Here is a 24155-nt window from a genome sequence, read left to right on the forward strand (position 1 = left end):
TAACTTAAATTAAAAACAGATATGAAAATAAAGGTATTATTGATTGCCGCTGCATGTTCCTTAGGAGCATTTGGCGCTCATGCACAGAAAGGAGTAGATAATGGTACGCAGTTCGGATCTGGTGAAGACAGTATCCGTTGTATTACCAATATCAGCTTATTCGTTCCTTATGCGAAAGCTGGAAATTTTAAGGACGCTTACGATTTTTGGAAAATTGTGTACGATGAATGTCCTGCTGCAACAAAGGATATTTATTTGCATGGTGTGAAGATTATGGCGTGGAAGATCGCCAATGAAAAGGATCCGGCTAAGAAAGCTGCTTTGGTTGACGACCTGATGGCCGTATACGATAAACGTGTGAAATATTTCGGTGACGACAGACGTTACGGAAAAGACTGGATTGTTTCTCGTAAAGCACAGGATTATATCCAGCAGATGGGTGACAAAGCCGATTATAAGAAACTATACGGCTGGTTAGGTGAAATTATCAATGAATTTGGTGACAAAACTGAAGCATTAGGCGTTTCTTTATATATGTTCGCTTCTTATCAGATGATGGCAGACGATCCTAATCATAAAGGTCAGTATGTAGAAGATTATCTGAAAGCTTCAAAAATCCTGGATGCTCAGTTGCAGGCTGCACAGGCTGCTAACAACGAAAAAGAAGTAAACAACCTGACTACATTTAAAACAAGTGTAAACGGTGCGTTTGCTAATAGTGGTGCTGCCGATTGCGAAACGCTGCAGAGTCTGTATGCTCCTAAAGTGGAAGAAAGTAAAAATGATTTGGCTGCTTTGAAAGAGATCGTAACTTTACTGAGACGTGTTCGTTGTCAGGAAATCGATGCATTTTTTGCTGCTGCCGGTTATGCTTATCAACTGGAACCGAGTGCTGATGCTGCTATCGGTATTGCAAAACAGGCTGTAAAGAACAAAGATTATGATAAAGCTATCAAATATTTTGAAGAAGCTGCCAATATGGAAACAGATCCTTCTTCAAAAGCTGAAGACTATTATATGATCGCTTTGCTTAATTACGACCAGAAGAGTTATTCAAAAGCAAGGGAATATGCTTTGAAGGCTGCTGCTGCAAATTCAAGCTACGGGCAGCCTTATATCCTGATCGGACAAATGTATGCAGCGACAGTAAAGAATGTATTCCCGAATGACGGTGTACTGGCAAGAGCTGCCTACAATGTTGCTATCGATAAATGGGAGAAAGCGAAACAGGTTGATGAAAGTTGTATAGATGAAGCAAACAAATTAATTGGAACCTATCGTGCCCACCTACCTTCAACGGAAGAAGTATTTATGCACCCGGATCTGGAAAAGGGTAAACAATTCACTGTTGGTGGTTGGATCGGAGAACGTACAACAATCAGATAATTATGACTGAAACGCGTTTTCTTTGTAAAACGGGAAAATATAGCATAACAACTACCTTCGCGGTGGTTGTTATGCTTCTTTTATTTATGGCGTCTTGTGGGAAAGAGAATAAAGAAGTGGTCGAAGTTGCTTTCGATCCGGAAAATACTTATACGATGAGAACCACTGATGCCACCAGCTTGATCTCCGACTCGGGGATTACTCGTTATAGGCTGAATGCGAAAGAGTGGTTGGTATTTGGTAAGGCCAAGGAGCCTCATTCTTATTTTCCTCAAGGAGTTTATGTGGAAAAATTTGATTCTTTATTTAATGTAGAAGCAAGTGTAAAGGCTGATACTGCTTACTATTGGGACAAGAAAGGATTATATAAACTGATCGGTCACGTGAGTATATTGAGCTTGGAAGGAAAGAAATTAGATACTTCGATACTGTTTATCGACCAGAAGGAAGATAAAATTCATACGGATGAATATTTTGAGCTGCAGGAAGGAGAGAAGGTTATTACAGGTATCGGTTTTGAGTCTAATCAAAATATGACGAAGTATAAGATATTTAATTCACAAGGGACTTTCCCTGTAAACGAAGCTCCTCGTGACTCGTCGAGAGTGAATACAGCTTCCGATTCGACGGTTATGGATGTGGCAAAGGCCGATTCAATAAAAAAAGATTAGTGTGAATGCATTGACGTACATATTAATATCATTAGCTTTCTCAGCTTTTTTTTCAGGGATGGAGATCGCATTTATCTCTTCAAACAAGCTGAGGCACGAACTGGATAAAAAGAATAAAACTATAGCCGGAAAGATACTGGATATCTTTTACCGGAATCCGAACCAGTTTATTTCTACGATGCTGGTCGGCAATAATATTGCGTTGGTTGTGTATGGTTTGCAGATGGCAATTATATTGGAACCATTCATTGCAAGGTTCGTAGACAATGAAGCGCTGATCGTATTCGTACAATCGATCATTTCAACCCTTTTGATTTTATTCACAGGAGAGTTTATCCCGAAAACGATCTTTAAACTGAATCCCAACTTTTCACTGAACCTGTTTTCGGTACCTCTATTCATTATATATATATTATTATATCCTATCTCCAAGTTTTCAGCACTTGTTTCGTATCTGATTTTAAAACTGATAGGAGTAAAGGAGGTATCAGGTTCTACGGCCCGTACGCTGGGCAAGGTGGATCTGGACTTTTTTATACAACAAAGTATCGACGATGCTCCGTCCAATTCGGATATGGATACGGAAGTGAAGATCTTTCAGAATGCCCTGGACTTCTCAAATGTGCGGTTGCGCGATTGTATCGTTCCGAGGACAGAGATCGTTGCTTGCGACACAACAGTCAATATAGAGGAACTCCGTTCTAAATTTATTGAGACGGGTTTGTCGAAGATATTGATATATAACGAAAATATAGACGATATTATAGGTTATATCCATTCTTCGGAATTGTTTAAGAACCCGGAAGATTGGACGCAGAATATAAAAGATATTTCCATTGTGCCGGAAACGATGGCTGCGAATAAACTGATGAAGATATTAATGCAGGAAAAGAAAAGCCTGGCTGTCGTGGTAGACGAGTTTGGCGGTACATCCGGAATTGTGACTTTGGAAGACCTTGTGGAAGAGATCTTCGGAGAGATTGAAGATGAACACGACATGAAGTCGTACGTTGCCCGAAAGGTGGCGGATGACGAGTATCTTGTATCCGGCCGTATGGAGATCGATTCATTGAATGAAAAGTTCAATCTTGAGCTTCCGGAGTCGGACGACTATGTGACGATTGCCGGGTATATTTTACATTTCTATCAAAAATTTCCTAAATTGAATGAATCAATCGTAATTGATAAGTATACGTTCAAAATAATAAAAGTTACAGCTACAAAAATAGAACTTGTACGAATGAAAGTAGGTGGTTAATGAAAAAAAACGGAATAAAAGATGTAACAAATCCTTTTTTTCGTATCTTCGTGCCCTTAAACTGTAAAATATAAACTTTAAAAATAAATAACGATAAATGGCTACGCTGGAAAAAATCAGAAGCAAAGCAGGACTGCTCGTACTCGTTGTGGGGTTGGCGCTGTTCGCTTTTATCATTGGAGACTTTTTGAACTCCGGTTCTACTTATTTCAGACAATCTCAGGAGAGAGTTGCTAAGGTTGACGGGGAAGTAATTAAAATTCAGGATTATCAGGGACGTATTGACGAAATGACCGAGATGTATAAAATGCAGTCTGGTCAGAGCAGCCTTCCTGAGGAATATATGAATCAGATCCGTCAGTCGGTATTCGATGCGATGGTACAGGAAGTTGTACTGGATGAAGCAACTGATAAATTAGGTATGCAGGTTGGTCCGGAAGAACTGTTTGATATGGTTCAGGGTGAAAACATTTCACCGATGATCCAACAGATGCAGATGTTCGTTAATCCGCAGACCGGACAATTCGACAAAACAGCTTTGTTGAACTTCCTGAAGACTATCGATGACGATAATATCGCAAACTATCCTGCAGACCAGCAGGCACAGTTGATCCAGGCTCGTAACTTCTGGTTGTTCTGGGAAAAGAACATCAAACGTCAGCGTCTGGAACAAAAATATACAACTTTGTTAAGCAAGGCTGTTTCTGCAAATGTACTGGATGCAAAAGAAGCTTTCAATGATGTTTCAGAAAACTCAGACATCGTATATGCTATGCAGTCGTATGCAAGTATTCCCGATTCGACAGTTGATGTTAGCAAGAGCGAAATTGAAAAGCTGTACAACCAGCGCAAAGAGCTTTACAAACAAAAAGAAGGTAAGGTTATTAAATACATCGCTGTTGATATTCGTCCGAGCCAGGAAGACTATGACAAAGCGAGTGCAGATATCGAATCTTTGAAAGAAGAATTCAAGACTTCAGAAAAGGTTGCTGATATTGTAAATGAAAATTCGGAAGTACCTTATATGGATGCTTTCTTCACTGAAAATGCATTTGATCCGGAAATGAAGCAGTTCGCAACTACTGCCGAAGTTGGTGCTGTGTACGGTCCGGTATTCGATAATGACAAATACAGAATGTTTAAGCTGGTTGACAAGACAGTTGCTCCTGACTCGGTAAAAGTAAGTCATATCATGTTGGCTAACACGGGTGACGAAGCTCGTACAACTGTTTTGGCTGATAGCTTGATGAACGTACTGAAGAATGGTGGTGACTTTGCTGAACTGGCAAAACAATTCTCTGCTGACCAGGCTGCTGAAAATGGTGGTGAGCTGGGATGGTTTACAGAAATCACTGCACTGAGAGGTGTAAACGACGATTTCAAAAATGCCGTATTCTCAACTCCGGTGAATAATGTAGTAAAAGTAAAATCTTTATACGGTACTCACTTGGTAAAGGTTACTGAAAAAACAAATAATGTGAATAAGTACAAGGTGGCTGATATCGATATGACTGTATCTCCGAGCTCTAAAACTTATAGCAACATTTACAATGAGTTGAATCAGTTCATTTCAAAGAACAGCGATCTGGCTAAGTTGGATGATGCAGCTAAAGAAGCTGGTTATAACCTGATCTCAGGTGTAACTGTAACAGCCGACAACCAGACTTTGGGTAGCATTAAAAATTCTCGTCCGGTAATCCGTTGGGCTTTCCAGAACGATAAAGGTAAAATCTCTGAGATCTTCGAATGTGACGATAAGTTTGTTATTGCAGGTGTTGAAGGTACTTTGAAAGAAGGTTATCGTTCTGTTGCTTCTGTTACTCCGGCTTTGAGAGCTGAACTGGCTGCTCAGAAGAAGGGTGAAAAGATCGCAGCCGATCTGAAAGCTAAAAATCTGACATCTATCGATGCTTATGCAGATGCAATGGGTTCAAGAGTAGACTCTGTTAAGTTTATCAACTTTGGAACACGTCGTATTGCCGGTATCGGTGTAGAACCGAAAATGAATGCAATGGTTTCTATTGCAGAGGTTGGTCAGTTGAGCGAACCTGTAATTGGAAACAATGGCGTATATGTATTCAAAGTATATGACAGAAACAAAGATGCTAAAGAATTCAATGAAGCTGACGAAATCCGCACATTGGATGCTTCTAACGCATATCGTTTCGGCTTCCAGGCTATCCAGTCACTGGTGAACAAAGCAGAAGTAGAAGATAACCGAGTACGTTTCTTCTAATTTGAAATAAAGATAACAAAAGGTAATAACTCTACCTTTAATAGAAAGCTGCCGGACTTATTCAGAAAAGTCCGGCAGCTTTTTTTATCTTTGTACCGGATTAATCGTTATATAAATAAAACAATGCAAGAGAAAAGACGATTGTTGGGTATGACGCTGGACGAACTGAAGGAGGTGGCTGCAGAGACCGGATTACCAGGTTATGCTGCTAAACAGATGGCCGACTGGCTGTATAAGAAGAAAGTTACCTCTATCGCTGAAATGACTAATATTGCGGCAGCTAAACGGACACAAATGGAAGAGTCTTTTGAAGTGGGTGCCGTTCCGCCTGTAGATTGTATGAAGTCGGTAGACGGAACGATAAAATATTTGTTTGCTGCCGGTACTGGTAACTTTGTCGAGGCTGTTTATATCCCGACAGACGATCGTGCAACTTTGTGTGTCTCTTCCCAGGTCGGATGTAAAATGAACTGTCTGTTCTGTATGACCGGAAAACAGGGGTTTACAATGAACCTTACAGCTAATCAGATACTGAATCAGATACAATCTCTGCCGGAATCCGACAGTCTGACGAATCTGGTCTTTATGGGAATGGGAGAGCCGTTGGATAATGTGGACGAACTTTTTAAAGTTCTTGAGATCCTGACATCCTCCTATGGATATGCCTGGAGCCCTAAAAGGATAACGGTTTCGACAATCGGTGTTGCCAAGGGGTTGAAACGGTTTTTGGAGGAGAGCGACTGTCATCTGGCCGTAAGCCTACATTCTCCTTATCATGAAGAGCGATTGTCGTTAATGCCTGTGGAAAAAGCTTATCCGGCACAAAGTATCATCGAGTTACTTAAGGGATATGATTTCTCACACCAGCGGCGGGTGTCATTTGAATATATTGTTTTTAAAAATTTAAACGATAGTCCGCAACATGCTAAAGCATTGATTTGTTTATTAAAGACCTTGGACTGCCGGGTAAACCTGATCCGTTTTCATGCTATACCCGATGTTCCGTTGGAAAGTTCGGATCTGGTAAAGATGGAAACATTTCGCGATATATTGAATAATGCCGGAATAATCTGTACGATTCGGGCTTCCAGGGGGGAAGATATATTTGCTGCTTGTGGAATGTTGTCCACTGCTAAAAAACAACAAAAGGGATAGAATACAAGTCATTTAAGAGAAAAGAATTATATTTGTGTTATAAAAGAATGGGTATGAAAAAGATTTCTTTACTGATTAGCTTATCCGTGTTTCTGGTATTGCTGGGAGCATGCAGCTCTGGGCCGGTTGGAAAACGGGCTACAGGACTTGCTTATGAAGTGGTTGTTGTAATGAAAAAAGCAAACTGGGATGGCCCTTCGGGAATGGCTGTTAAAAAAGAGCTGACATCCGATGTCCCGGGACTTCCTCAATCTGAACCCGCATTAAAAATAACTTATGTGGATCCTTCTCAATTCGATGGGTTATTGACTTATGTCCGTAATATTCTGATCGTAAATATCGATCCTGCTATTTATACGAAAGCTTCTGTAAGTTATGAAAACGACCGTTGGGCAAATGGGCAGGTGGTCGTAACATTAAATGCCCCTTCTCCGGAAGCTATCATCGAATATACGGAAGCACATCCGAAAGCATTGGTCGATTTCTTCGTAAAGACGGAAATGAATCGTGCCATGAATCAGTTGCAGAAAGATTATAGTACGGTCGTTATGGATAATCTGAAAAAAAATCATGACCTGATGCTCAATGCTCCGGCGAATATGACTTATTATCGTGATACTACTGATTTCTTCTGGGCATCCAATAATGCGAACACCGGACGTACTGATTTAATCGTATATACATTCCCTTATACGGATCCAAATACTTTTACTGCCGAGTATTTGGTAGCAAAGCGTGATTCTGTATTGAAAAAGAATTTGCCGGGAGCTTTTCCTGAATCTTATATGGCAACCGAAACGCGTGCCGATGTAAGTTACACGCCGATAACAGTGAATGGACAGTATTGTGGCGTGTTACGCGGTTTATGGAAAATGGTCGGTGATATGATGGGTGGGCCGTTTGTCAGCCATGTTCGCCTGGATGAAAAGAACAACCGGGTCGTTGTGGCCGAAGGTTTTGTTTTTGCCCCGGAGACAGATAAACGTAATTTCATTCGTCGTATAGAGGCTGCATTATATACACTTCGTCTGCCGGGTGAATTTAACAAGTCCGTAGATGAAACGCTGGATATTCCTGAAAATAAGAAATAAACAAACATAATATATGGAAGAACGATTGATAAAGGTGGGCATTACCCACGGAGATATAAATGGCATCGGATATGAGGTGATATTGAAAACATTCTCAGATGCCAGGGTAGCAGAACTTTGTACTCCGATCATATACGGTTCGTCAAAGATTGCCGCCTATCACCGGAAAGCACTGGAGCTGCCCCCTGTGAATATGAATATTATCTCTCAGGCAGAGGATGCCGGTGTTAACCGCGTTAATATTATTAACTGTGTGGATGACGAGACGAAGGTCGAGTTGTCACAATCGACAACTATTGCCGGTGAAGCTGCTTTTCTGTCGCTGGAAGCTGCAGTCGCAGATCTGAAACGTGGTGCTGTCGATGTTTTACTGACAGCACCGATCAACAAGCATAATATACAAAATGACCAGTTCCATTTTCCGGGTCATACGGAATATCTGGAAGAACGTTTTGGCGGAGTAGGCCGGAAAGCCTTGATGATCCTGATGAAGGATAGTTTGCGGGTTGCTTTGGTGACCGGACATATTCCTCTTTCGGAAGTTCCATCCAGGATAACCGTGGAAGATATTATGTCGAAATTGCGTATATTCAATCAATCGCTCAAGCAGGATTTCGGAATCGTAAAGCCACGTATTGCCGTATTATCTTTAAATCCTCATGCAGGAGACAACGGTCTGCTGGGAAAGGAAGAAGAAACGATCATTATCCCGGCAATGCAAGAGGCAGAGAAAAGAGGTGTAATGTCTTTCGGACCTTATGCCGCCGACGGATTCTTCGGGTCGCAGATGTATGATAAATTTGACGGTGTCCTGGCTATGTATCATGATCAGGGACTGGCTCCATTCAAGACGCTGGCGATGGATGACGGAGTTAATTATACGGCCGGTTTGTCTGTGGTACGTACTTCTCCGGCACATGGTACTGCTTATGATATCGCAGGGCAGAATATAGCTTCGGAAGAGTCTTTCCGCCAGGCTTTGTATGCTGCCCTGGATATTTATCAGAACCGGTTGATCTATCGTGAAGCAACAGCCAATCCACTCCGTAAACAATATTTTGATAAAGGAGGCGATAATGAAAAGCTGGATCTTACTAAGGAGGACGATGATACGGATGTATGTCCTCAATAAATTACGCTTTTTGACTTCAAACTTTTTTTGATAAGAAAAGTTTACGTAAGTTTGTGGTTTCAAATTGCAACATGAATTATGTTTAAAGATAAAACGATCGTATATACCTCCGGAACGTTTGATATGTTCCACTATAATCACCTGCGGATGATCAATTATGCCCGTAGCCTGGCTGATATTCTTATTGTAGGTGTGAGTACGGATGAACTGGTCTCTTCTTATAAGGCGAATCCTATTATTCCTTTTAATGAACGTCTTCAGATCATTGAAGCATTGAAAACGCCTGATATTGTGATACCGCAACATACATTGGATCATACGGAGATAGTAAAAAAACTGAATATCGATGCATTTGTTGTGGGTGACGACTGGTTCGGTAAATATGATTATCTGAAAGATTTGGGTGTGCAGGTCTTTTATTTCCCTTACGGAACAGGAGTGTCTTCTTCCAACCTGAAGAAAACGATCCATGACTCTTATGAGGAAAATCTGAAATATCAACGACATGCTAAACCTGCAACTGTAAAAGGCAAAGGGGAGGAATAAAAACGACTCATGGAAAAATATGCTTTAATTACCGGTGGTACGAAAGGTATAGGTAAAGCGGTGGCTTTCTGTTTAGGTAAAGCCGGGTATAACCTTGTGCTTACTTATGCTTCCGATCCGAATACTGCAGAACATACCAGAGAGGAACTTCAGCAGCAATTACAAATTAAAGTGTTTGTATTGCAGGCTGATGTAACAGACAAAGATTCCATAGAAAAAATATATACTTATTTGCAGGAAAGAGATTTGCTGCTTAATGCAGTAGTCTTTAATGCCGGCCTTACCTGTCGTGACTCTTTTGAAGATTTGTCACTGGAGGATTGGGAATGGGTATTTTTTGCCAATGTACATTTTCCTGTGTTCTTTCTACAACGCATTGTCAGACGCATAAATAAGGGAGGCAGTGTCGTCTTTACCGGCTCTCTTATGGGAATTCAACCTCATTCGGTGTCTTTGGCTTACGGTGTAACAAAAAGTGCCGTACATGCCCTTGTGAAAAATCTGGTTAAGTTTCTTACGCCTTATGAGTTGCGTGTGAATGCAGTGGCTCCCGGATTTGTAGATACGGAATGGCAGAAAACAAAACCGGCAGAGATACGCCGGAATATAGAAAATAAGGTTTCTCTCGGTCGTTTTTGTGATCCGGAAGAGCTAGCTGAAGTATATAAGATGTTAATTGAAAATAGTTATTTTAATGGCGAAGTGGTCGTTGTAGACGGCGGTTATTCGTATAAATAATAGATAGATGAGTAATTTGGATAAGGAATACGAAGCATCGCTGAAATCGATAGAAACAGAAAATGTTGTTGACCGGGCATTTTACCGTCCGATAGGTTTCCGTATAGCTCGTATGTTACGTGGCACAGGAATTACCCCGAATATGGTAACGGTAATTTCTATATTTGTTGGAGCGGCCGTTGGTTTTATGTTTTATCATGATAATCTGGTCTATAATATTTGTGGTATATTATTATTGATTTTTGCCAATATCCTGGATTGTGTAGACGGTCAGTTGGCTCGCCTGACAGGCATAAAGTCGGCTATCGGACGAATACTCGACGGGTTTGCCGGTGATATCTGGTTTGCATCTATCTATGTAGGGTTCGCTTTACGTTTATCACACGATTACGGAACTCATTGGTTCTTTGCCCTGGCTGTCTTGTCCGGACTTTCCCATCTGGTACAAGCAAATATCACCGACTACTATAAAACGCTTCATCTTTATTTTATCAGTAAGGATAAGGGTGCCGAATTTCAGTCGTTGGAACAGGTTATTGCCCGCCACAAAGAGATGAAGATGGGAATCAACAAAACATTTTATTTCCTTTACAGGGGATACACTTTACTTCAGGTAAAGGCAACTCCTGCCTTGCAGCGTATGCTGCAAAGCCTGCATGCCAAATACGGGGATGATATTCCTGAAAGTGTGCGGGTAGCTTTCCGTAAACAAAGTCGTGAATTGATGCGCTATATAGATCTACTGACATTTAACGGACGTACAATTGTTATGTTCATTGTGGTGTTGATAGGCGAGGTCTGGATTTATTTCCTGTATGAAATAATCGTGTTGAACATAGTCCTGCTATTGGCTATGCATAAGCATGAAAAGATGTGCGCATCGTTTATAGAATAAATAAAGTATGAAAAAGAGCGTAGTGGACATTAATGATTTGCAGGAAGCTGCCCCGTTCTTCAAAAGCCGTATAGGCACCTTCCTTGGCAAATTATTGATTAAATGGTTAAGTGTAGATAAGGTAAACAGGGTACATGCTAATAATTGTCATCTGCGTGGTTCTGCATTTACTTCCGCACTTCTGAGTGATCCGCTGATCGATATCAGGTATAATCTGCATAATGCGGAAATACTGGATCATTTACCGGAAGGTGCATTTATAACGATCTCCAACCATCCGATCGGATCGGTAGACGGCATTATGCTGATCGATATAATGGCCTCCCGTCGTCCTGATTTTAAAGTGATGGTAAATGGTGTCCTGACAAAGATCGGAGCGATGCAGGATAATTTTGTATCGGTCATGCCCGATTCGACAGGTAACGGACCGAATCCTGCAAATATCAATGGTGTCCGTTATTCTTTACAGCGACTGAAAGAAGGTCATCCTATGGGTTTTTTTCCTGCAGGAGCTATCTCTTTCTATAATAAACAAGATAAGGCGATCCACGATTTACCCTGGACACATAGTGTGATCCGGTTGATAAAAAAAGCGAACGTACCTGTTTATCCTGTCTATTTCGACTTTCTTAATTCCCGTTTCTTTTACTGGCTGGGAAACATAAGTTGGAGGATCCGTACCCTGCGTATTCCGGCAGAGGCCTTTAATAAAAGAGGAAAAACAGTCGATGTATATGTCGGTGAACCTATCTCTCCGGAAGAAATAAAGAAATTTACCGATGATACGGCACTTGCTGAGTTCCTGTTCAACAAGACTTACGGTGCTAAAAAATGAGAAACCGCTGATAGAATCTACTTCGGATAGCTGGAATTTGAATTAAGATTTGTAATTTTGGCAGACAAACTGAAATAATTACAGATATTCAATAGATATGATGATTAAGCTAGACGTCCAGCAAATAAAGCAACGTTTTGGAATTATAGGAAATAGCCCAGGCCTGAACAGGGCTATCGATGTGGCTCTTCAGGTGGCCCCGACAGATTTATCTGTCTTGATTACCGGTGAGAGTGGCGTCGGTAAGGAGACATTTCCACAGATTATACATCAGAACAGTCCGCGTAAACATGGACAATATATAGCCGTAAACTGTGGTGCTATTCCTGAAGGAACGATTGACTCGGAATTGTTCGGACATGAAAAAGGATCTTTTACAGGAGCATTGGCAGACCGGAAAGGATATTTTGAAGTGGCCGACGGTGGTACGATCTTTCTGGATGAAGTAGGGGAATTACCTATCCCTACACAAGCCCGTTTGTTGCGTGTGCTTGAAACAGGAGAGTTTATTAAGGTCGGTTCTTCCAAGGTATTGAAGACAAATGTGCGGATCGTAGCTGCTACAAATGTAAATCTGATACAGGCTGTTGCCGATGGGAAATTCCGTGAGGACCTGTATTATCGTTTGAATACTGTACCTATTCAGATACCCCCTTTACGAGAACGTCCGGAGGATATAATTCTTTTGTTTCGTAAATTTGCGGGTGATTGTGCAGAGAAATATCGTATGCCGCCCATTCGTTTGGATGATGATGCACGTCAGTTGCTTACTTCGTACCGCTGGCCGGGTAACGTTCGCGAACTGAAGAATGTAACAGAGCGCATTTCTGTGATTGAAGAGAACCGTGATATAACGGCAGATATTTTACGTTTGTATCTTCCTGATCTGAATGTGGAGAAGTATCCGGTATTGGTTAAGCAACAGGATAATGATCAGAAGTTCTTCAACAGTGAACGTGAGATCCTTTATCAGGTTCTTTTCGATATGAAGAAAGACGTAAACGATCTGAAAAAGCTGGTTCACGATATTATGGGAGGAAAGATGCAGATGCCTGTTGCAGAAGAGACAGCCTTTGCACATCCTATCCATCCGGTTCATTCTTCTTCCATCCAGGAAGTGGAAGAAGTAGAAGAGGAAGAAACCTTGTCGTTGGAAGAAGTGGAAAAAGAAATGATCCGTAAAGCATTGGAAAAGCATAACGGCCGTCGTAAGAATGCTGCTGCCGATCTGAAAATTTCGGAACGTACGCTTTACAGAAAGATTAAAGAATATAATTTGGAATAATATGTTTAAGAAAAATGTGATCTGGTTTTGCCTGTTGTTAGGGTTGGTGCTGACAGCTTGCTCCATCTCGTATAAGTTCAATGGAGCTTCTATCGACTATACGAAGGTGAAAACCATCACGATAAAAGATTTTCCCAATCAGGCACCCTTGGTTTATCCGCAGCTTTCGCAGGAGTTTACCGAGGCGCTGAAGGATATATACATTCGTCAAACACGTCTTCAGCTGGTCAATGATAACGGCGATCTGGAGTTGGAAGGTGAGATCACCGGTTATCAACTGACACCGATGGCTGTCAAGGAAGATGCCTGGTCTTCACAAACCAAGCTGACCATTACGGTGCGTGTGCGTTATTCGAACCGGACAAACCCTGATGAAGATTTCGAGCAGACCTTCTCCGCTTATCAGGAATTTGATGCGGCACGAATGCTGCAGGATGTAGAACCTGAATATGTACCGCTCATTATAGAAGAAATTGTAGATCAGATTTATAATGCGACAGTAGCAAACTGGTAAGATTATGAAAGCGGCAGATTTATATCAACTGATAGAAAATCCCTCTCTGCTGACGAAGGAGACACTTCCTCAACTGAAGCAGATTGTGGACGAATATCCTTATTTTCATATAGCACGGATGCTTTATCTGAAGAATCTGGCTGTATTGAACGATATGCGTTTTGCTGCCGAACTGAGGAAAATGGCTGTCTATATACCGGACAGGAAAAAATTATTTACATTAATTGAAGGGGAACGTTACGGCATGCATCTTAAAACAGCGTCGGGCGAAGAAGTAGAAACGGCCGATGCCTTTTCTCTGATTGAAGCCTTTCTTGCCGACCGTGAGGGTGAAGGAGAGCAACAGGCTTCGGATCCGACATTACTATTCCAACCATCCGTATCATCGGATTATATTTACTGGTCTTTGACAAAAGATTCCGAAACGCAAGAGGAGGAAGAACCGTCTGTTAAATTACAGCATCACGATCTGATCGATTCATTTATTAAAAATGATGAACAGCGGATACCGGGAAGTGGTTTAGGTATCAACCTCGAACCGGGTGAAGAAGGGCAGCCTTCTTCCTTGAAACCGGAAGAAGAGGAACAGGCTCGTTCTCTGGATGATGATTCTTATTTTACCGAGACTTTAGCGCATATTTATGTTAAACAGAAACGGTATGAGAAAGCGTTGCAAATTATTAAAAACTTATATTTGAATTATCCAGAAAAAAATGCTTACTTTGCAGACCAAATCAGATTTTTGGAAAAATTGATTATTAACACTAAAAAATAAAACTAAAATGTACGTATTTATTTCTATTTTGATCCTGATTGCGTCATTACTATTGATCCTGATAGTACTGATTCAGAACTCAAAGGGTGGAGGTCTGGCTTCAGGGTTCTCTTCTTCTAACCAAATTATGGGTGTACGTAAGACCACAGATTTCCTGGAAAAAGCAACTTGGGGCCTGGCAGGTTTCGTTATCGTTTGTAGTATCGTTATTACTGCATTCATTCCCAGAGCAACAACAACAACTCAATCTGAAATCAAACAACAGGTAAACGAAGCAGTAACAATCGATCCGAACACGGTAGCTCCTAACTTCGGTACTGCCCAGCAACCGGCTACTGCACCGGAAGAAGCTCCGGCTGAAACTCCTGCAGAATAAGATTTAAAGAATATAGCAGTTATATATAAAAGGCGTTCCTCATAAGGGAACGCCTTTTTGTTTGAATTTATGACAATTGTCAATGAGGCTATAGGTATAATTTATAAGGAGGGTTATTTAATTTTTGTATCTTTGTCAAAACAGATAAATAAAGGCTTCTGTTTTATAATAAACGATATGATTATGGATATGATTAATTTTGACGGACTTTTGATAGGTATTGCTACTTTTCTGATTATCGGATTGTTTCATCCGGTTGTGGTAAAAGCTGAATATTATTGGGGAACCAAGTGTTGGTGGATTTTTCTTCTATTAGGTATTATCGGGACAGTCGCTTCCTTGTTTATAGAAAGTGTTTTTTTATCCGCTATCTGTGGAGTTTTCGCTTTCTCTTCGTTCTGGACGATCAAAGAAGTATTCGAACAGGAAGAGCGGGTATTGAAAGGTTGGTTTCCGAAAAATCCGAAAAGACAATATCCGGAAAAATAATTGTACCTTTGTGGCTGTAATTAAATAGTACAGCTATGAAGAAAAAAAAGAAAGTCTCTCTGTTGGACGAGTACATCAAGGCGAACCGTAAAGGGAGTCGGGAAGCGGAAATAGAGAATCATGGACGTCCGGTAAGTCATAATCGGGTACATGTATCGAAAAAGGTTTATAACCGTAAAAGAGATAAGGCAGATGCCCAGGGGCGTCTGCCTTACTTGTTTCTATGGTCTGCGCAGGTATTTTCTGCCGGCTGCGCAATGCCTGTCAATTCCTTGCGCAGGTAATACCGGCTACCTGCGCGGACAGTTTTTATTCTTCTTTCAGGTAAAGGCCTTCGCGTGACAGCTGATGATCCAGGTTGGCTACTCCCAGGCCGACGATAGCCATTACAGTAGCCGCGTGTCTCTGGTATTCCGGGATACTTTTAGTATACAGGTCACGTTCAGTATGCCATATTTCGTCATAGCTGAAGTTGTATCCTTTGAAATCCTTTTCCATAAATCCGATAGTCGGTACTCCTTCGATCGCGAAGACGGAAGCATCCGTACCTCCCGGTGTTTTGGGTTGTCTGCGGGGCTCGGATTCTTTCACTTCGAACGGATATTCCGGATCGATCTTTTGGATAGGAGCGCATATCTTTACGAAATCGTTATACATCGCTTTCGGTACGCTGATACCAACCGGAGGAGTGGGACCACCGTCGCGGTTGAAGAGATTGGATATCTTATCCAGTTTTTTCGGGTTACCTTTTACCCAGGCCGTTGCACCGAGCAAGCCGAATTCCTCGCCGGCAAAGGCGCAGAATAACATTGTGCGTTTCGGTTTGGCACCGGAAGTGGCGATCAGGCGGGCCGCCTCCATGACGGGAGTAACACCTGAACCGTCATCAACGCCTCCTGTGCCTACGTCGAACGAGTCGAGGTGGCCGCTAAGCATGACGTATTCGCTGGGGTATTGACTTCCTTTTATCGAGCCTATTACATTATAATACTTTACAGGGCCGAGACGGAAATGATTACGAATATCGAACTCCAGCATAAAAGAACGGCGTTCCTTTACCATCTGTTTAATGGTGGCATATTGATGCTCGTCCAATTTGATATCGGGTACGGTCGGTAATTTATCAATGGTCATTTCTTTGTCGAATACGACATCTTTATCATAGAGGGCACGTAAAGGTACAGCAGCCGACTGGATAAAACCTAATACCCCGGCCTCACACATTTCTTTATAGAACAGTGCCGGAACATCTTCTTTGAGAGGTAGTAGCGGGTTGTTCGTCCTGTTCTCCCAGTTACCGATCATTATTTCCCGGTTCTTTTTGGCTATCTCGTTATTCTCGGCAATGATAACGGCACGACTGGAATCGGCAGAAGAGGAATGGGCGATCGGCCATCCGACATTATTTCCGTTGACCAGTACCCAGGCACCTTTCAACTGGCCTTTCATGCGGTCGAACTCTTCCTGTGTGCGGGGTTCCAGAAGAACATGGCCGCGTTGCAACCCTTTTGTACCGGAAGTATAGGAAGGTGTAACAAAGTGAAGTTCCATCCCTTGCTCTCCGAGAAGTTTACCGAACCATGGGCCCCGGTTGAAGCCGACGGGCAATGTTCCGGCTTCCTGCAATTCAACTTCCAGGCCCCATTCTTTAAACTTGGATGCTACCCATTCGGTGGCATTATCGTAGGCATCGGAACCGATAGGGCGACCACCGAAACGATTAGTCAGGATATCCAGATGGTTCATTACCCGGTTGTCGGTACGTCCTGTTTCGATGATTTTGTTTACTGCGGCATCCTGTGCCGGCAAGGAAGATGCAACCATACAGGCTATAGTTGCAAAAAGAAGTATAGTCCTTTTCATTTTAGTGTTTGTTTAAGTCTTACAAATTAATGGATAAAAAAGACTCTTACCAAATGAAAAGAGAAAAATAATCATAGAATCGTTACATAAATGTAAAAGTATAACCAAAATAAATAAATACCTTTGCAACAAAATCGGGAGCGTGTGAAATCTATCTGTAATGCCATAGCAAAATATCTGCTGGTAGTACTCTTTGTAAGTTACTACGTAGGGGGCACTGCATTTACTCATACCCATTATTTCCCGACCTATTCGATTACCCACTCTCACCCGTTCCTGCCGGGAGCGGACGGATTACCGCATCACACGCATAGCTCTGCGGCATTCAATACCATTCAGGAACTGGATGATCTCCTGATGGAGGCGGCAACCTTTTGTCTTGCCTTGGTGACGGCCTGGGTACTTCTCTCTGTGTTTATTCAGAAACACCAGTATACAACTCCTGTACGTCTTGTACGTGATGTCAGCCTGCGTGCCCCGCCTTTGTATTAATAATCTATTCGCGACGAAAACAGAATTATTTAATACAACATAACAACAATATGAAACAATTACTTATGCTATTGCTTCCGGCAATGGTGTTGTGTTCCTGCAACTCAAACAAGCAGGACGATGAGGTTGCTGTTGCCGTAACTTTGCGGGGCGACACGATACAAATAGGGGATAAATCACCGATCTTATCCCGCTTGGGAACCGATGTGGTGAAGAAAGAAGCCTATCGCCTGGAGTTCACCACTTCGGGGGTAGTAAGGGCCATACCTTCCGATTATGCGGAGATTGCTTCGCCGTTCGCCGGCCGTATCTCCAAGTCGTTTGTGAGGTTGGGACAGAAGGTGATGCCGGGCAGCCCGGTATTCGAGATTAGTTCACCATCTTTCTTTGAAACGGGAAAAGCCTATTATCAGGCCAAACAGGAGATGGAATTGGCTTTGAAAAGCCTGAAACGTGAAAAAGACTTATTACAGAATAAAGTCGGTGTACAGAAAGAACTGGAAGAAGCCGAAGTAAACTATGAACTGAAGAAGAAAGACTACGAAAATACTGTCGCTGCTCTGAAGGTTTTCCAGATAGATCCCGAAGACCTGGTACTGGGGCAACCGCTTGTTGTTCGCTCGCCGATAGCCGGAGAGGTGGTGACCGACCGTATCGTGATCGGCCAGTATATCAAGGAAGATGCAGAACCGGTAGCCGTCATAGCCAACCTGAATAAAGTATGGGTAGCCGCCCATGTCAAGGAAAAGGATATGGGAATGATACAATCGCTGGACAGTGTGGAGATCCGTCTGGTCGCTATGCCCCACCAACCGCTTCCGGGGAAGATATATCATATCAGCGAAATGCTGGATGAGGATACCCGCTCGGTGGAAGTACTGATCGAATGCGACAACGGTTCCCACCTGATGAAACCCGCTATGTATGGAACAGTCCGGCTGTGCGACCGTAGCGCTGAAATGATCCGTATCCCGGATTCAGCCATCCTTCAGGAAGAAGAAAGTGCTTATGTACTGGTCTCGCTCGGAAACAACTGCTACCGAAAGCAAAAGGTCTCGACCTCTGTCAGCGAAGGAGGGAAGACGGTGATCCTTTCCGGCCTTGTTCCCGGTGATACCATTGTGACGACCGGAGCTTTTTATTTACTTGATGCCCGGTAACCAGTATGAAAAAGATAATTTATACTGCGATACATCGGCGTGGACTGATGTTCGTACTATTCCTGTTCCTGGCCGTAGTAGGATACTATTCATGGACAAAGCTGGCGATCGACGCTTATCCTGATATTGCCGATACCACCGTACAGGTAGTGACACAGGTGCCCGGCCTGGCTGCCGAAGAGATCGAGCAACAGATCAGTATCCCTATCGAAAGGGCCATGAACGGTATGCCGGGACTGAATGTGATGAGAAGTAAAAACACCTTCGGCCTCTCGACGGTCGTGTTGGTGTTCGACGACGGTATCGACGATTACTGGGCTCGTCAGCGGGTACAGGAACGTTTGGTTGATGTAGAACTTCCGTATGATGCGGTGCCTGGACTTAACCCGTTGACTTCTCCGACCGGTGAGATTTTCCGTTATGTACTGGAAAGCGACCAGTTGGATATACGCGAACTGACCGACCTGCATAAATGGGTCGTCATTCCCCGTCTGAAACAGGTGACAGGCGTGGCCGATGTCAGTAACTTCGGAGGTATCACCACCCAGTATCAGATAGAGGTGAACCCGCATAAGATGGAACAATATAATGTGACACTGGGAGATATCACCGAGAAGATTGAAAAGAATAACGTAAACGCCGGTGGCAGTATGTTGAGCCGTGGCGACCTGAGTTATGTGATCCGTGGTATTGGCCTGGTTAAAGACCTGAAAGATCTGGGACGTATCGTTATCAAGACCGAGAACGGAGTTCCTGTCTATCTCGACGATCTGGGAACCTTGAAATACGGGAATCTGGAACGTAAGGGCGTATTAGGTTTTTTCGATGGCGTGCGCGACTATTCCGATGGGGTAGAAGGTATTGTGCAGATGCTTCGCGGCGAGAACCCATCCCAGGTGCTGGAAGGAGTGCATCAGGCTGTGGACGAACTGAATAACGAGACCTTACCCGAAGGAACCCACCTGCATGTCTTTATGGATCGTACCAGTCTGGTAGATACGACTTTGCACACCGTATCCCATACTCTGTTAGAAGGAATGGTGCTGGTTGTATTGGTATTGATCCTGTTCCTTGGGAATTGGCGCGGTGCTTTGCTGGTAGCACTTACCATCCCGTTGTCGTTATTGATCGCTTTTATCCTGATGCAACTGACCGATATTCCGGCCAACCTGCTCTCACTGGGAGCTATTGATTTCGGTATTCTGGTGGACGGGGCGATCGTGATGATGGAAACCGTTCTGAAGAAACGAGAGCGACATCCGGACGAGGTGCTGACGGAGGACTCTATTTTGCGGCGTACCACAGAAGTAGCTCGCCCGATCTTCTTCTCTACATTAATTATTATCACCGCTTATCTTCCCCTGTTTGCTTTCGAACATATCGAAAAGAAGCTGTTTACCCCGATGGCTTACACTGTGGGTTATGCCTTGTTGGGTGCTTTGGCTGTCGCCTTGTTTCTGATACCGGGACTGGCTTTCTATGCCTATCGCAAGCCACGCAAGATCTATCATAACCACTGGTTGGAGAAGATGGGAGAGATCTATCATAAGCAGATCATTGCCTTATTGGATAAACCTAAGCGGGTATTGATGCCGTTACTTGTTATTCTTGTTGCTGCCGGTGTGTTAAGTTATACGGTAGGGAAAGACTTCCTGCCACCCCTTGACGAAGGAGCAATCTGGATACAGGTTCAGTTGCCGCCCGGTATTTCTATCGAGAAGTCGAAAGAGATGGGAGCCGAACTGCGCAAAGTAGTGAAACAATTCGATGAAGTCTCTTACGTAATGACCCAGGTAGGACGCGATGACGAGGGAGCCGAAGCCTTCTCTCTTTCCCATATCGAATGCGGGGTTGGCCTGAAACCGTACGATACCTGGAAGTTCGGTAAGACAAAAGCAGACCTGATCGAGGAAATGTCGGAGAAGCTTTCGGTCATGCCGGGCTATACCGTCAGTTTCTCACAGCCGATCATCGATATGGTTATGGACCAGATTGCCGGTGCACATAGTGACCTGGCCATCAAGGTCTATGGCGATGATATCACCGATACCCGCCATATCGCCGACAAGGTAGTGAATGTATTACGAACGATCCCGGGAGCCGCAGATGTCGCCATCGACCAGGAACCGCCGCTGCCCCAGTTACAAATCATCGCCGACCGTGACCGTATTGCGCAGTATGGTCTCAATTTCTCCGACGTCGCCGATATGATCGAGCTGGCTATCGGAGGAAAAGCTATCTCGCAGATCTTTGTCGGCAGTAAAAGTTACGATGTGATCTGCCGCTTCGACGATGCTAGCCGTAACTCGCCCGAAAGCATCGGTAACCTGCTGTTGACGAACGGAGCAGGGGCGAAGATACCCCTTTCTCAGGTGGCTGATGTGAAGATGACTACCGGTGCCAGTACTATCTCCCGTGAGATGAACAAGCGTCACCTGACGATCCATGTCAACCTTCGTGGTGTAGATCTGACCGAATTCCTGAATAAGGCGAACCGTCTGATCGATAAGGAGGTGAAGTATGATCACGACACCGTACACCTGCAATGGGCAGGACAGTTCGAGAACCAATATCGTGCCTATAACCGTCTGGCGGCTGTCGTTCCTCTAGCTTTGGGTATTATGTTGCTCTTGTTGTTTGCCGCCTGTGGAAAGTTCCGCCAGGCCGCCCTGATGATGTGTGTGGTACCATTGGCTCTTTTCGGCGGCATGCTGGCATTGAATGTCCGGGGAATGACGCTGAATGTATCTTCCGCTGTCGGTTTTATTGCGTTGATCGGTGTGGCTATCCAGAACGGTGTGATCATGATCTCCCATATCAATAACCTGCGTAGTCGTGACCGCGGTTTCAAGCAGTCTATCATTACAGGGGCTAAACACCGTTTCCGTCCGATCCTGATGACGGCGACGGTGGCTGTGCTCGGTTTGCTGCCGGCTTCTTTGAGCACCGGTATAGGTTCGGATGTGCAACGTCCGTTGGCAACCGTCATCGTGTATGGTCTGCTGTTTGCAACCGTTATCACCCTCTATGTGCTTCCTGCTTTGTATTATCTGGTAGAAAAGCATTATTTAGATGAAGATACGCTACCTGTTAAGCCGGAGGATACGACTGTTTAGGTAGGGAGAAAAGAATTAGAAAGTACTGATAAAAAGAATAATAGATATGCGACAATATATTACAATGTGCCTGCTTGCCGGAAGTTTGGCTGTTGGTGCTCAACAGATGGTCCCCCTCTCGTATCGTGGGTATATGCAGAAGGTGACGGAAGGTAACCTGGAGTACGCGGCCGAGCGCCTGAATGTGGATATGTCAGAAGCGCAGGTGGTTGCTTCAAAGGTGTTTAACGATCCCAACCTCTCTGTCTCTTATTTCAACAACGAGAATAACAGTCTGCAAATGGGAGAAGGGGTAGAAGTGGAGTTGAGTAAGACGTTCTCTTTCGGAAAGCGTGGGGCCAATATCGCCCTGGCCCGTAGCGAGAGCGAGCTTTCGAAGGCATTGCTTGCCGATTATTTCCGTAATCTGCGGGCGGATGCAACGGTCTCTTATCTGGAGGCCCTGAAGCAATATGAGTTATATAAGGTAAAGCAGAACGCTTACGAGAATATCCGCCAGCTTGCCGAGAGCGACAGTGTACGTTTTACGTTGGGGAAGATCATGGAGATAGATGCCATACAAAGCCGTCTGGAAGCCGGTATCCTTAAAAATGAACTGTTACAGGCGGAAACCGATCTGCATAATGCCTTTTCCAACCTGAACCTGTTGACCGGCTCGGTAGCCCATGATACTTTATATGTGCCTGATGCCTCTTTGCATCTGTCACCTCGTGATTTCGTACTAGCCGACCTGATCTCTACCGCCTCGGAGAACCGTACCGACCTGGTGGCTGCTCTGAAAAATAAAGAAGTAGCCTCCCGCGCATTGAAAGCAATACGTCGTGAACGGAATACGGATGTCGATCTCTCTATCGCAGTGAGCAAGAATGCCCGGGTATATAATGAAGAGGCTCCGGCTCCTCCCTTTACCGGAGTCACGGCGGGCATTGCTATTCCTTTGAAGTTTTCGAACTTTAATAAGGGAGCTGTCCGTGCCGCCCGTTTCCGGGAACAACAGGCGGAGACACAATATCAGCAGGCCTTGTTGCAGGTACAAACCGAAGTGATGCAGGCTTACCGTAGTTATCAATCTTTGACGCAGCAGGTCGGCCATTACGAAAATGGCATGCTCCATGCTGCCCGTGAAGTGATAGACGGGAAGGTGTATAGTTATAATCGGGGAGAAGTTTCCCTTTTGGAAGTTCTGGATGCCCAGCGAACCTATGATGATGTACAGGCTCAATACATTGAAACACTGTTTAATTACAGTACCGCGCTTGTAGAGTTGGAGAAGAGTGCCGGGGTTTGGGATGTGGAGATGTAATAATTCTGAATTATATTTATCTTTGTGACCAAATAAGAGATACGCGTATGATATTTTACTTTTCAGGAACCGGTAACTCCCGTTGGGTAGCGAATGCGTTAAGCATTGCTTTGGGAGAGCCTGTAGTATCGATAGCAGATGAGTTAAAAACAGGTAAAAAGGAATTTGTCTGCCCGCTCAGGGAGGACGAGAAAGTACTGTTTGTTTACCCGGTGCATTCGTGGGGACCGGCCGTTCCTGTAACTCGCTTTATCTCTGGTCTGAAGCTGACCGGATACGATAAACAGCCGGTTTATTCCATCTCTACCTGTGGCGACGAATGTGGCTACACGGATGATATAATGCGGAAAGTACTGCGGAAGAAAGGTGTCATGCTAACCGATAGCTATTCAGTCATTATGCCGAATAATTATATCCTGTTGCCAGGCTTCGATGTAGACAATAAAGAGGTGGAACAAGAGAAACTGAAAGATGCACCTTCGGCTGTCAACGCTATCATTACCGCTATCCGCGAAGGTAAAAACGTTAATTTATACAAGAAAGGAAGCCTGCCCGGGCTGAAGAGCTACTGGATATATCCTCTTTTTACTAACTTTGCCATAGGGAAGAATTCCTTTCGGGTGACGGACGACTGTATTGCCTGTGGCTTGTGCGAACGAGTTTGTCCGACCGGAACGATCACGCTGACCGACGGGAAACCTGTCTGGTCTGATACCTGCGTACAATGTGTCGCTTGTATTCATCGTTGTCCGGTGCGTGCTATAGAGTATGGTAAGATCACCTTGAAGAAAGGAAGGTATCATCATCCCGATGTCAACAATAAAAAATAAACAACGTCA

Annotated in this window: 23 protein-coding genes; 22 read left to right on the forward strand and 1 reads right to left on the reverse strand. The window is 43.7% G+C overall.

Annotation, left to right across the window (positions count from 1 at the left end):
* Window positions 1-21: 21 nt before the first annotated feature.
* The 17 genes from M1P97_RS08645 (at window position 22) to M1P97_RS08725 (ending at window position 15666) form a co-directional block, all read left to right on the forward strand.
* Window positions 22-1386 carry a tetratricopeptide repeat protein gene (locus M1P97_RS08645; protein WP_195371960.1) on the forward strand — a complete coding sequence of 455 codons (1365 nt, stop codon included), beginning with the start codon at window positions 22-24 and terminating at the stop codon, window positions 1384-1386.
* A 2-nt stretch (window positions 1387-1388) separates the two neighbouring features.
* The gene (lptC, locus tag M1P97_RS08650) at window positions 1389-2057 is read left to right on the forward strand and encodes an LPS export ABC transporter periplasmic protein LptC (RefSeq protein WP_195371961.1); all 669 of its coding nucleotides are present in this window, start codon (window positions 1389-1391) and stop codon (window positions 2055-2057) included.
* Between the two features lies 1 nt (window position 2058).
* Window positions 2059-3315 (forward strand): hemolysin family protein, encoded by a 1257-nt coding sequence (locus M1P97_RS08655; protein WP_195371962.1) that lies wholly within the window; start codon window positions 2059-2061, stop codon window positions 3313-3315.
* 97 nt (window positions 3316-3412) lie between these two features.
* Window positions 3413-5551 (forward strand): peptidylprolyl isomerase, encoded by a 2139-nt coding sequence (locus M1P97_RS08660; RefSeq protein WP_195371963.1) that lies wholly within the window; start codon window positions 3413-3415, stop codon window positions 5549-5551.
* A gap of 123 nt (window positions 5552-5674) precedes the next feature.
* On the forward strand, window positions 5675-6706 hold the full coding sequence (gene rlmN, locus M1P97_RS08665) for a 23S rRNA (adenine(2503)-C(2))-methyltransferase RlmN (protein WP_249388827.1): 1032 nt from the start codon (window positions 5675-5677) through the stop codon (window positions 6704-6706).
* A gap of 53 nt (window positions 6707-6759) precedes the next feature.
* Window positions 6760-7797 (forward strand): DUF4837 family protein, encoded by a 1038-nt coding sequence (locus M1P97_RS08670; protein WP_249388828.1) that lies wholly within the window; start codon window positions 6760-6762, stop codon window positions 7795-7797.
* A 13-nt stretch (window positions 7798-7810) separates the two neighbouring features.
* Window positions 7811-8929: a 4-hydroxythreonine-4-phosphate dehydrogenase PdxA gene (gene pdxA, locus M1P97_RS08675; protein ID WP_195371966.1), complete on the forward strand. Its 1119-nt coding sequence runs from the start codon at window positions 7811-7813 to the stop codon at window positions 8927-8929.
* A 78-nt stretch (window positions 8930-9007) separates the two neighbouring features.
* Window positions 9008-9475, forward strand: coding sequence for an adenylyltransferase/cytidyltransferase family protein (locus tag M1P97_RS08680; protein ID WP_007658908.1), 468 nt, complete (start codon window positions 9008-9010; stop codon window positions 9473-9475).
* Window positions 9476-9484: 9 nt separating this feature from the next.
* Window positions 9485-10213 (forward strand): SDR family NAD(P)-dependent oxidoreductase, encoded by a 729-nt coding sequence (locus M1P97_RS08685; protein WP_249388829.1) that lies wholly within the window; start codon window positions 9485-9487, stop codon window positions 10211-10213.
* A 7-nt stretch (window positions 10214-10220) separates the two neighbouring features.
* Window positions 10221-11108, forward strand: a complete 888-nt coding sequence (locus M1P97_RS08690; RefSeq protein ID WP_195371968.1) for a CDP-alcohol phosphatidyltransferase family protein — start codon at window positions 10221-10223, stop codon at window positions 11106-11108.
* Window positions 11109-11115: 7 nt separating this feature from the next.
* On the forward strand, window positions 11116-11943 hold the full coding sequence (locus tag M1P97_RS08695) for a lysophospholipid acyltransferase family protein (protein ID WP_195371969.1): 828 nt from the start codon (window positions 11116-11118) through the stop codon (window positions 11941-11943).
* A 100-nt stretch (window positions 11944-12043) separates the two neighbouring features.
* Window positions 12044-13228, forward strand: a complete 1185-nt coding sequence (locus M1P97_RS08700) for a sigma-54 interaction domain-containing protein (RefSeq protein WP_195372124.1) — start codon at window positions 12044-12046, stop codon at window positions 13226-13228.
* Between the two features lies 1 nt (window position 13229).
* Window positions 13230-13742 carry an LptE family protein gene (locus M1P97_RS08705; protein WP_249388830.1) on the forward strand — a complete coding sequence of 171 codons (513 nt, stop codon included), beginning with the start codon at window positions 13230-13232 and terminating at the stop codon, window positions 13740-13742.
* Window positions 13743-13746: 4 nt separating this feature from the next.
* Complete coding sequence (locus M1P97_RS08710) at window positions 13747-14517, forward strand: hypothetical protein (RefSeq protein ID WP_195371971.1); 771 nt, start codon at window positions 13747-13749, stop codon at window positions 14515-14517.
* Window positions 14518-14524: 7 nt separating this feature from the next.
* The gene (secG, locus tag M1P97_RS08715) at window positions 14525-14893 is read left to right on the forward strand and encodes a preprotein translocase subunit SecG (RefSeq protein ID WP_249388831.1); all 369 of its coding nucleotides are present in this window, start codon (window positions 14525-14527) and stop codon (window positions 14891-14893) included.
* A gap of 183 nt (window positions 14894-15076) precedes the next feature.
* Window positions 15077-15382 (forward strand): DUF4491 family protein, encoded by a 306-nt coding sequence (locus tag M1P97_RS08720; RefSeq protein ID WP_195371973.1) that lies wholly within the window; start codon window positions 15077-15079, stop codon window positions 15380-15382.
* A 35-nt stretch (window positions 15383-15417) separates the two neighbouring features.
* Window positions 15418-15666: a hypothetical protein gene (locus tag M1P97_RS08725; protein ID WP_195371974.1), complete on the forward strand. Its 249-nt coding sequence runs from the start codon at window positions 15418-15420 to the stop codon at window positions 15664-15666.
* 25 nt (window positions 15667-15691) lie between these two features.
* Here the strand turns inward: M1P97_RS08725 and M1P97_RS08730 are convergent, their stop codons facing one another.
* Complete coding sequence (locus M1P97_RS08730) at window positions 15692-17245, reverse strand: M28 family metallopeptidase (protein WP_249388832.1); 1554 nt, start codon at window positions 17243-17245, stop codon at window positions 15692-15694.
* 144 nt (window positions 17246-17389) lie between these two features.
* On the opposite strand from M1P97_RS08730, the gene M1P97_RS08735 reads away from it, so the two are divergent.
* From M1P97_RS08735 to M1P97_RS08755, 5 genes are read left to right on the forward strand one after another with little or no spacing between them, the layout of a single operon-like run.
* Window positions 17390-17737: a hypothetical protein gene (locus M1P97_RS08735; RefSeq protein WP_249388833.1), complete on the forward strand. Its 348-nt coding sequence runs from the start codon at window positions 17390-17392 to the stop codon at window positions 17735-17737.
* Window positions 17738-17787: 50 nt separating this feature from the next.
* Window positions 17788-18897, forward strand: a complete 1110-nt coding sequence (locus M1P97_RS08740; protein ID WP_195371977.1) for an efflux RND transporter periplasmic adaptor subunit — start codon at window positions 17788-17790, stop codon at window positions 18895-18897.
* A gap of 5 nt (window positions 18898-18902) precedes the next feature.
* Window positions 18903-22013, forward strand: coding sequence for an efflux RND transporter permease subunit (locus tag M1P97_RS08745; RefSeq protein ID WP_195371978.1), 3111 nt, complete (start codon window positions 18903-18905; stop codon window positions 22011-22013).
* A 46-nt stretch (window positions 22014-22059) separates the two neighbouring features.
* Complete coding sequence (locus M1P97_RS08750) at window positions 22060-23316, forward strand: TolC family protein (RefSeq protein WP_249388834.1); 1257 nt, start codon at window positions 22060-22062, stop codon at window positions 23314-23316.
* Window positions 23317-23363: 47 nt separating this feature from the next.
* Window positions 23364-24146, forward strand: a complete 783-nt coding sequence (locus tag M1P97_RS08755) for an EFR1 family ferrodoxin (protein ID WP_249388835.1) — start codon at window positions 23364-23366, stop codon at window positions 24144-24146.
* The last annotated feature ends 9 nt before the right edge of the window (window positions 24147-24155 follow it).

This window comes from Parabacteroides leei (assembly GCF_023369805.1).
Classification (GTDB): Bacteria; Bacteroidota; Bacteroidia; order Bacteroidales; family Tannerellaceae; genus Parabacteroides; species Parabacteroides leei.

Excerpts from the sequence above, each read along its gene's own strand:
- M1P97_RS08645 (WP_195371960.1), top strand. The coding sequence starts at position 22 with ATGAAAATAAAGGTATTATTGATTGCCGCTGCATGTTCCTTAGGAGCA.
- lptC (WP_195371961.1), top strand. The coding sequence starts at position 1,389 with ATGACTGAAACGCGTTTTCTTTGTAAAACGGGAAAATATAGCATAACA.
- M1P97_RS08660 (WP_195371963.1), top strand. The coding sequence starts at position 3,413 with ATGGCTACGCTGGAAAAAATCAGAAGCAAAGCAGGACTGCTCGTACTC.
- rlmN (WP_249388827.1), top strand. The coding sequence starts at position 5,675 with ATGCAAGAGAAAAGACGATTGTTGGGTATGACGCTGGACGAACTGAAG.
- M1P97_RS08670 (WP_249388828.1), top strand. The coding sequence starts at position 6,760 with ATGAAAAAGATTTCTTTACTGATTAGCTTATCCGTGTTTCTGGTATTG.
- pdxA (WP_195371966.1), top strand. The coding sequence starts at position 7,811 with ATGGAAGAACGATTGATAAAGGTGGGCATTACCCACGGAGATATAAAT.
- M1P97_RS08680 (WP_007658908.1), top strand. The coding sequence starts at position 9,008 with ATGTTTAAAGATAAAACGATCGTATATACCTCCGGAACGTTTGATATG.
- M1P97_RS08685 (WP_249388829.1), top strand. The coding sequence starts at position 9,485 with ATGGAAAAATATGCTTTAATTACCGGTGGTACGAAAGGTATAGGTAAA.
- M1P97_RS08690 (WP_195371968.1), top strand. The coding sequence starts at position 10,221 with ATGAGTAATTTGGATAAGGAATACGAAGCATCGCTGAAATCGATAGAA.
- M1P97_RS08695 (WP_195371969.1), top strand. The coding sequence starts at position 11,116 with ATGAAAAAGAGCGTAGTGGACATTAATGATTTGCAGGAAGCTGCCCCG.
- M1P97_RS08700 (WP_195372124.1), top strand. The coding sequence starts at position 12,044 with ATGATTAAGCTAGACGTCCAGCAAATAAAGCAACGTTTTGGAATTATA.
- M1P97_RS08705 (WP_249388830.1), top strand. The coding sequence starts at position 13,230 with ATGTTTAAGAAAAATGTGATCTGGTTTTGCCTGTTGTTAGGGTTGGTG.
- M1P97_RS08710 (WP_195371971.1), top strand. The coding sequence starts at position 13,747 with ATGAAAGCGGCAGATTTATATCAACTGATAGAAAATCCCTCTCTGCTG.
- secG (WP_249388831.1), top strand. The coding sequence starts at position 14,525 with ATGTACGTATTTATTTCTATTTTGATCCTGATTGCGTCATTACTATTG.
- M1P97_RS08720 (WP_195371973.1), top strand. The coding sequence starts at position 15,077 with ATGGATATGATTAATTTTGACGGACTTTTGATAGGTATTGCTACTTTT.
- M1P97_RS08725 (WP_195371974.1), top strand. The coding sequence starts at position 15,418 with ATGAAGAAAAAAAAGAAAGTCTCTCTGTTGGACGAGTACATCAAGGCG.
- M1P97_RS08730 (WP_249388832.1), bottom strand. The coding sequence starts at position 17,245 with ATGAAAAGGACTATACTTCTTTTTGCAACTATAGCCTGTATGGTTGCA.
- M1P97_RS08740 (WP_195371977.1), top strand. The coding sequence starts at position 17,788 with ATGAAACAATTACTTATGCTATTGCTTCCGGCAATGGTGTTGTGTTCC.
- M1P97_RS08745 (WP_195371978.1), top strand. The coding sequence starts at position 18,903 with ATGAAAAAGATAATTTATACTGCGATACATCGGCGTGGACTGATGTTC.
- M1P97_RS08750 (WP_249388834.1), top strand. The coding sequence starts at position 22,060 with ATGCGACAATATATTACAATGTGCCTGCTTGCCGGAAGTTTGGCTGTT.
- M1P97_RS08755 (WP_249388835.1), top strand. The coding sequence starts at position 23,364 with ATGATATTTTACTTTTCAGGAACCGGTAACTCCCGTTGGGTAGCGAAT.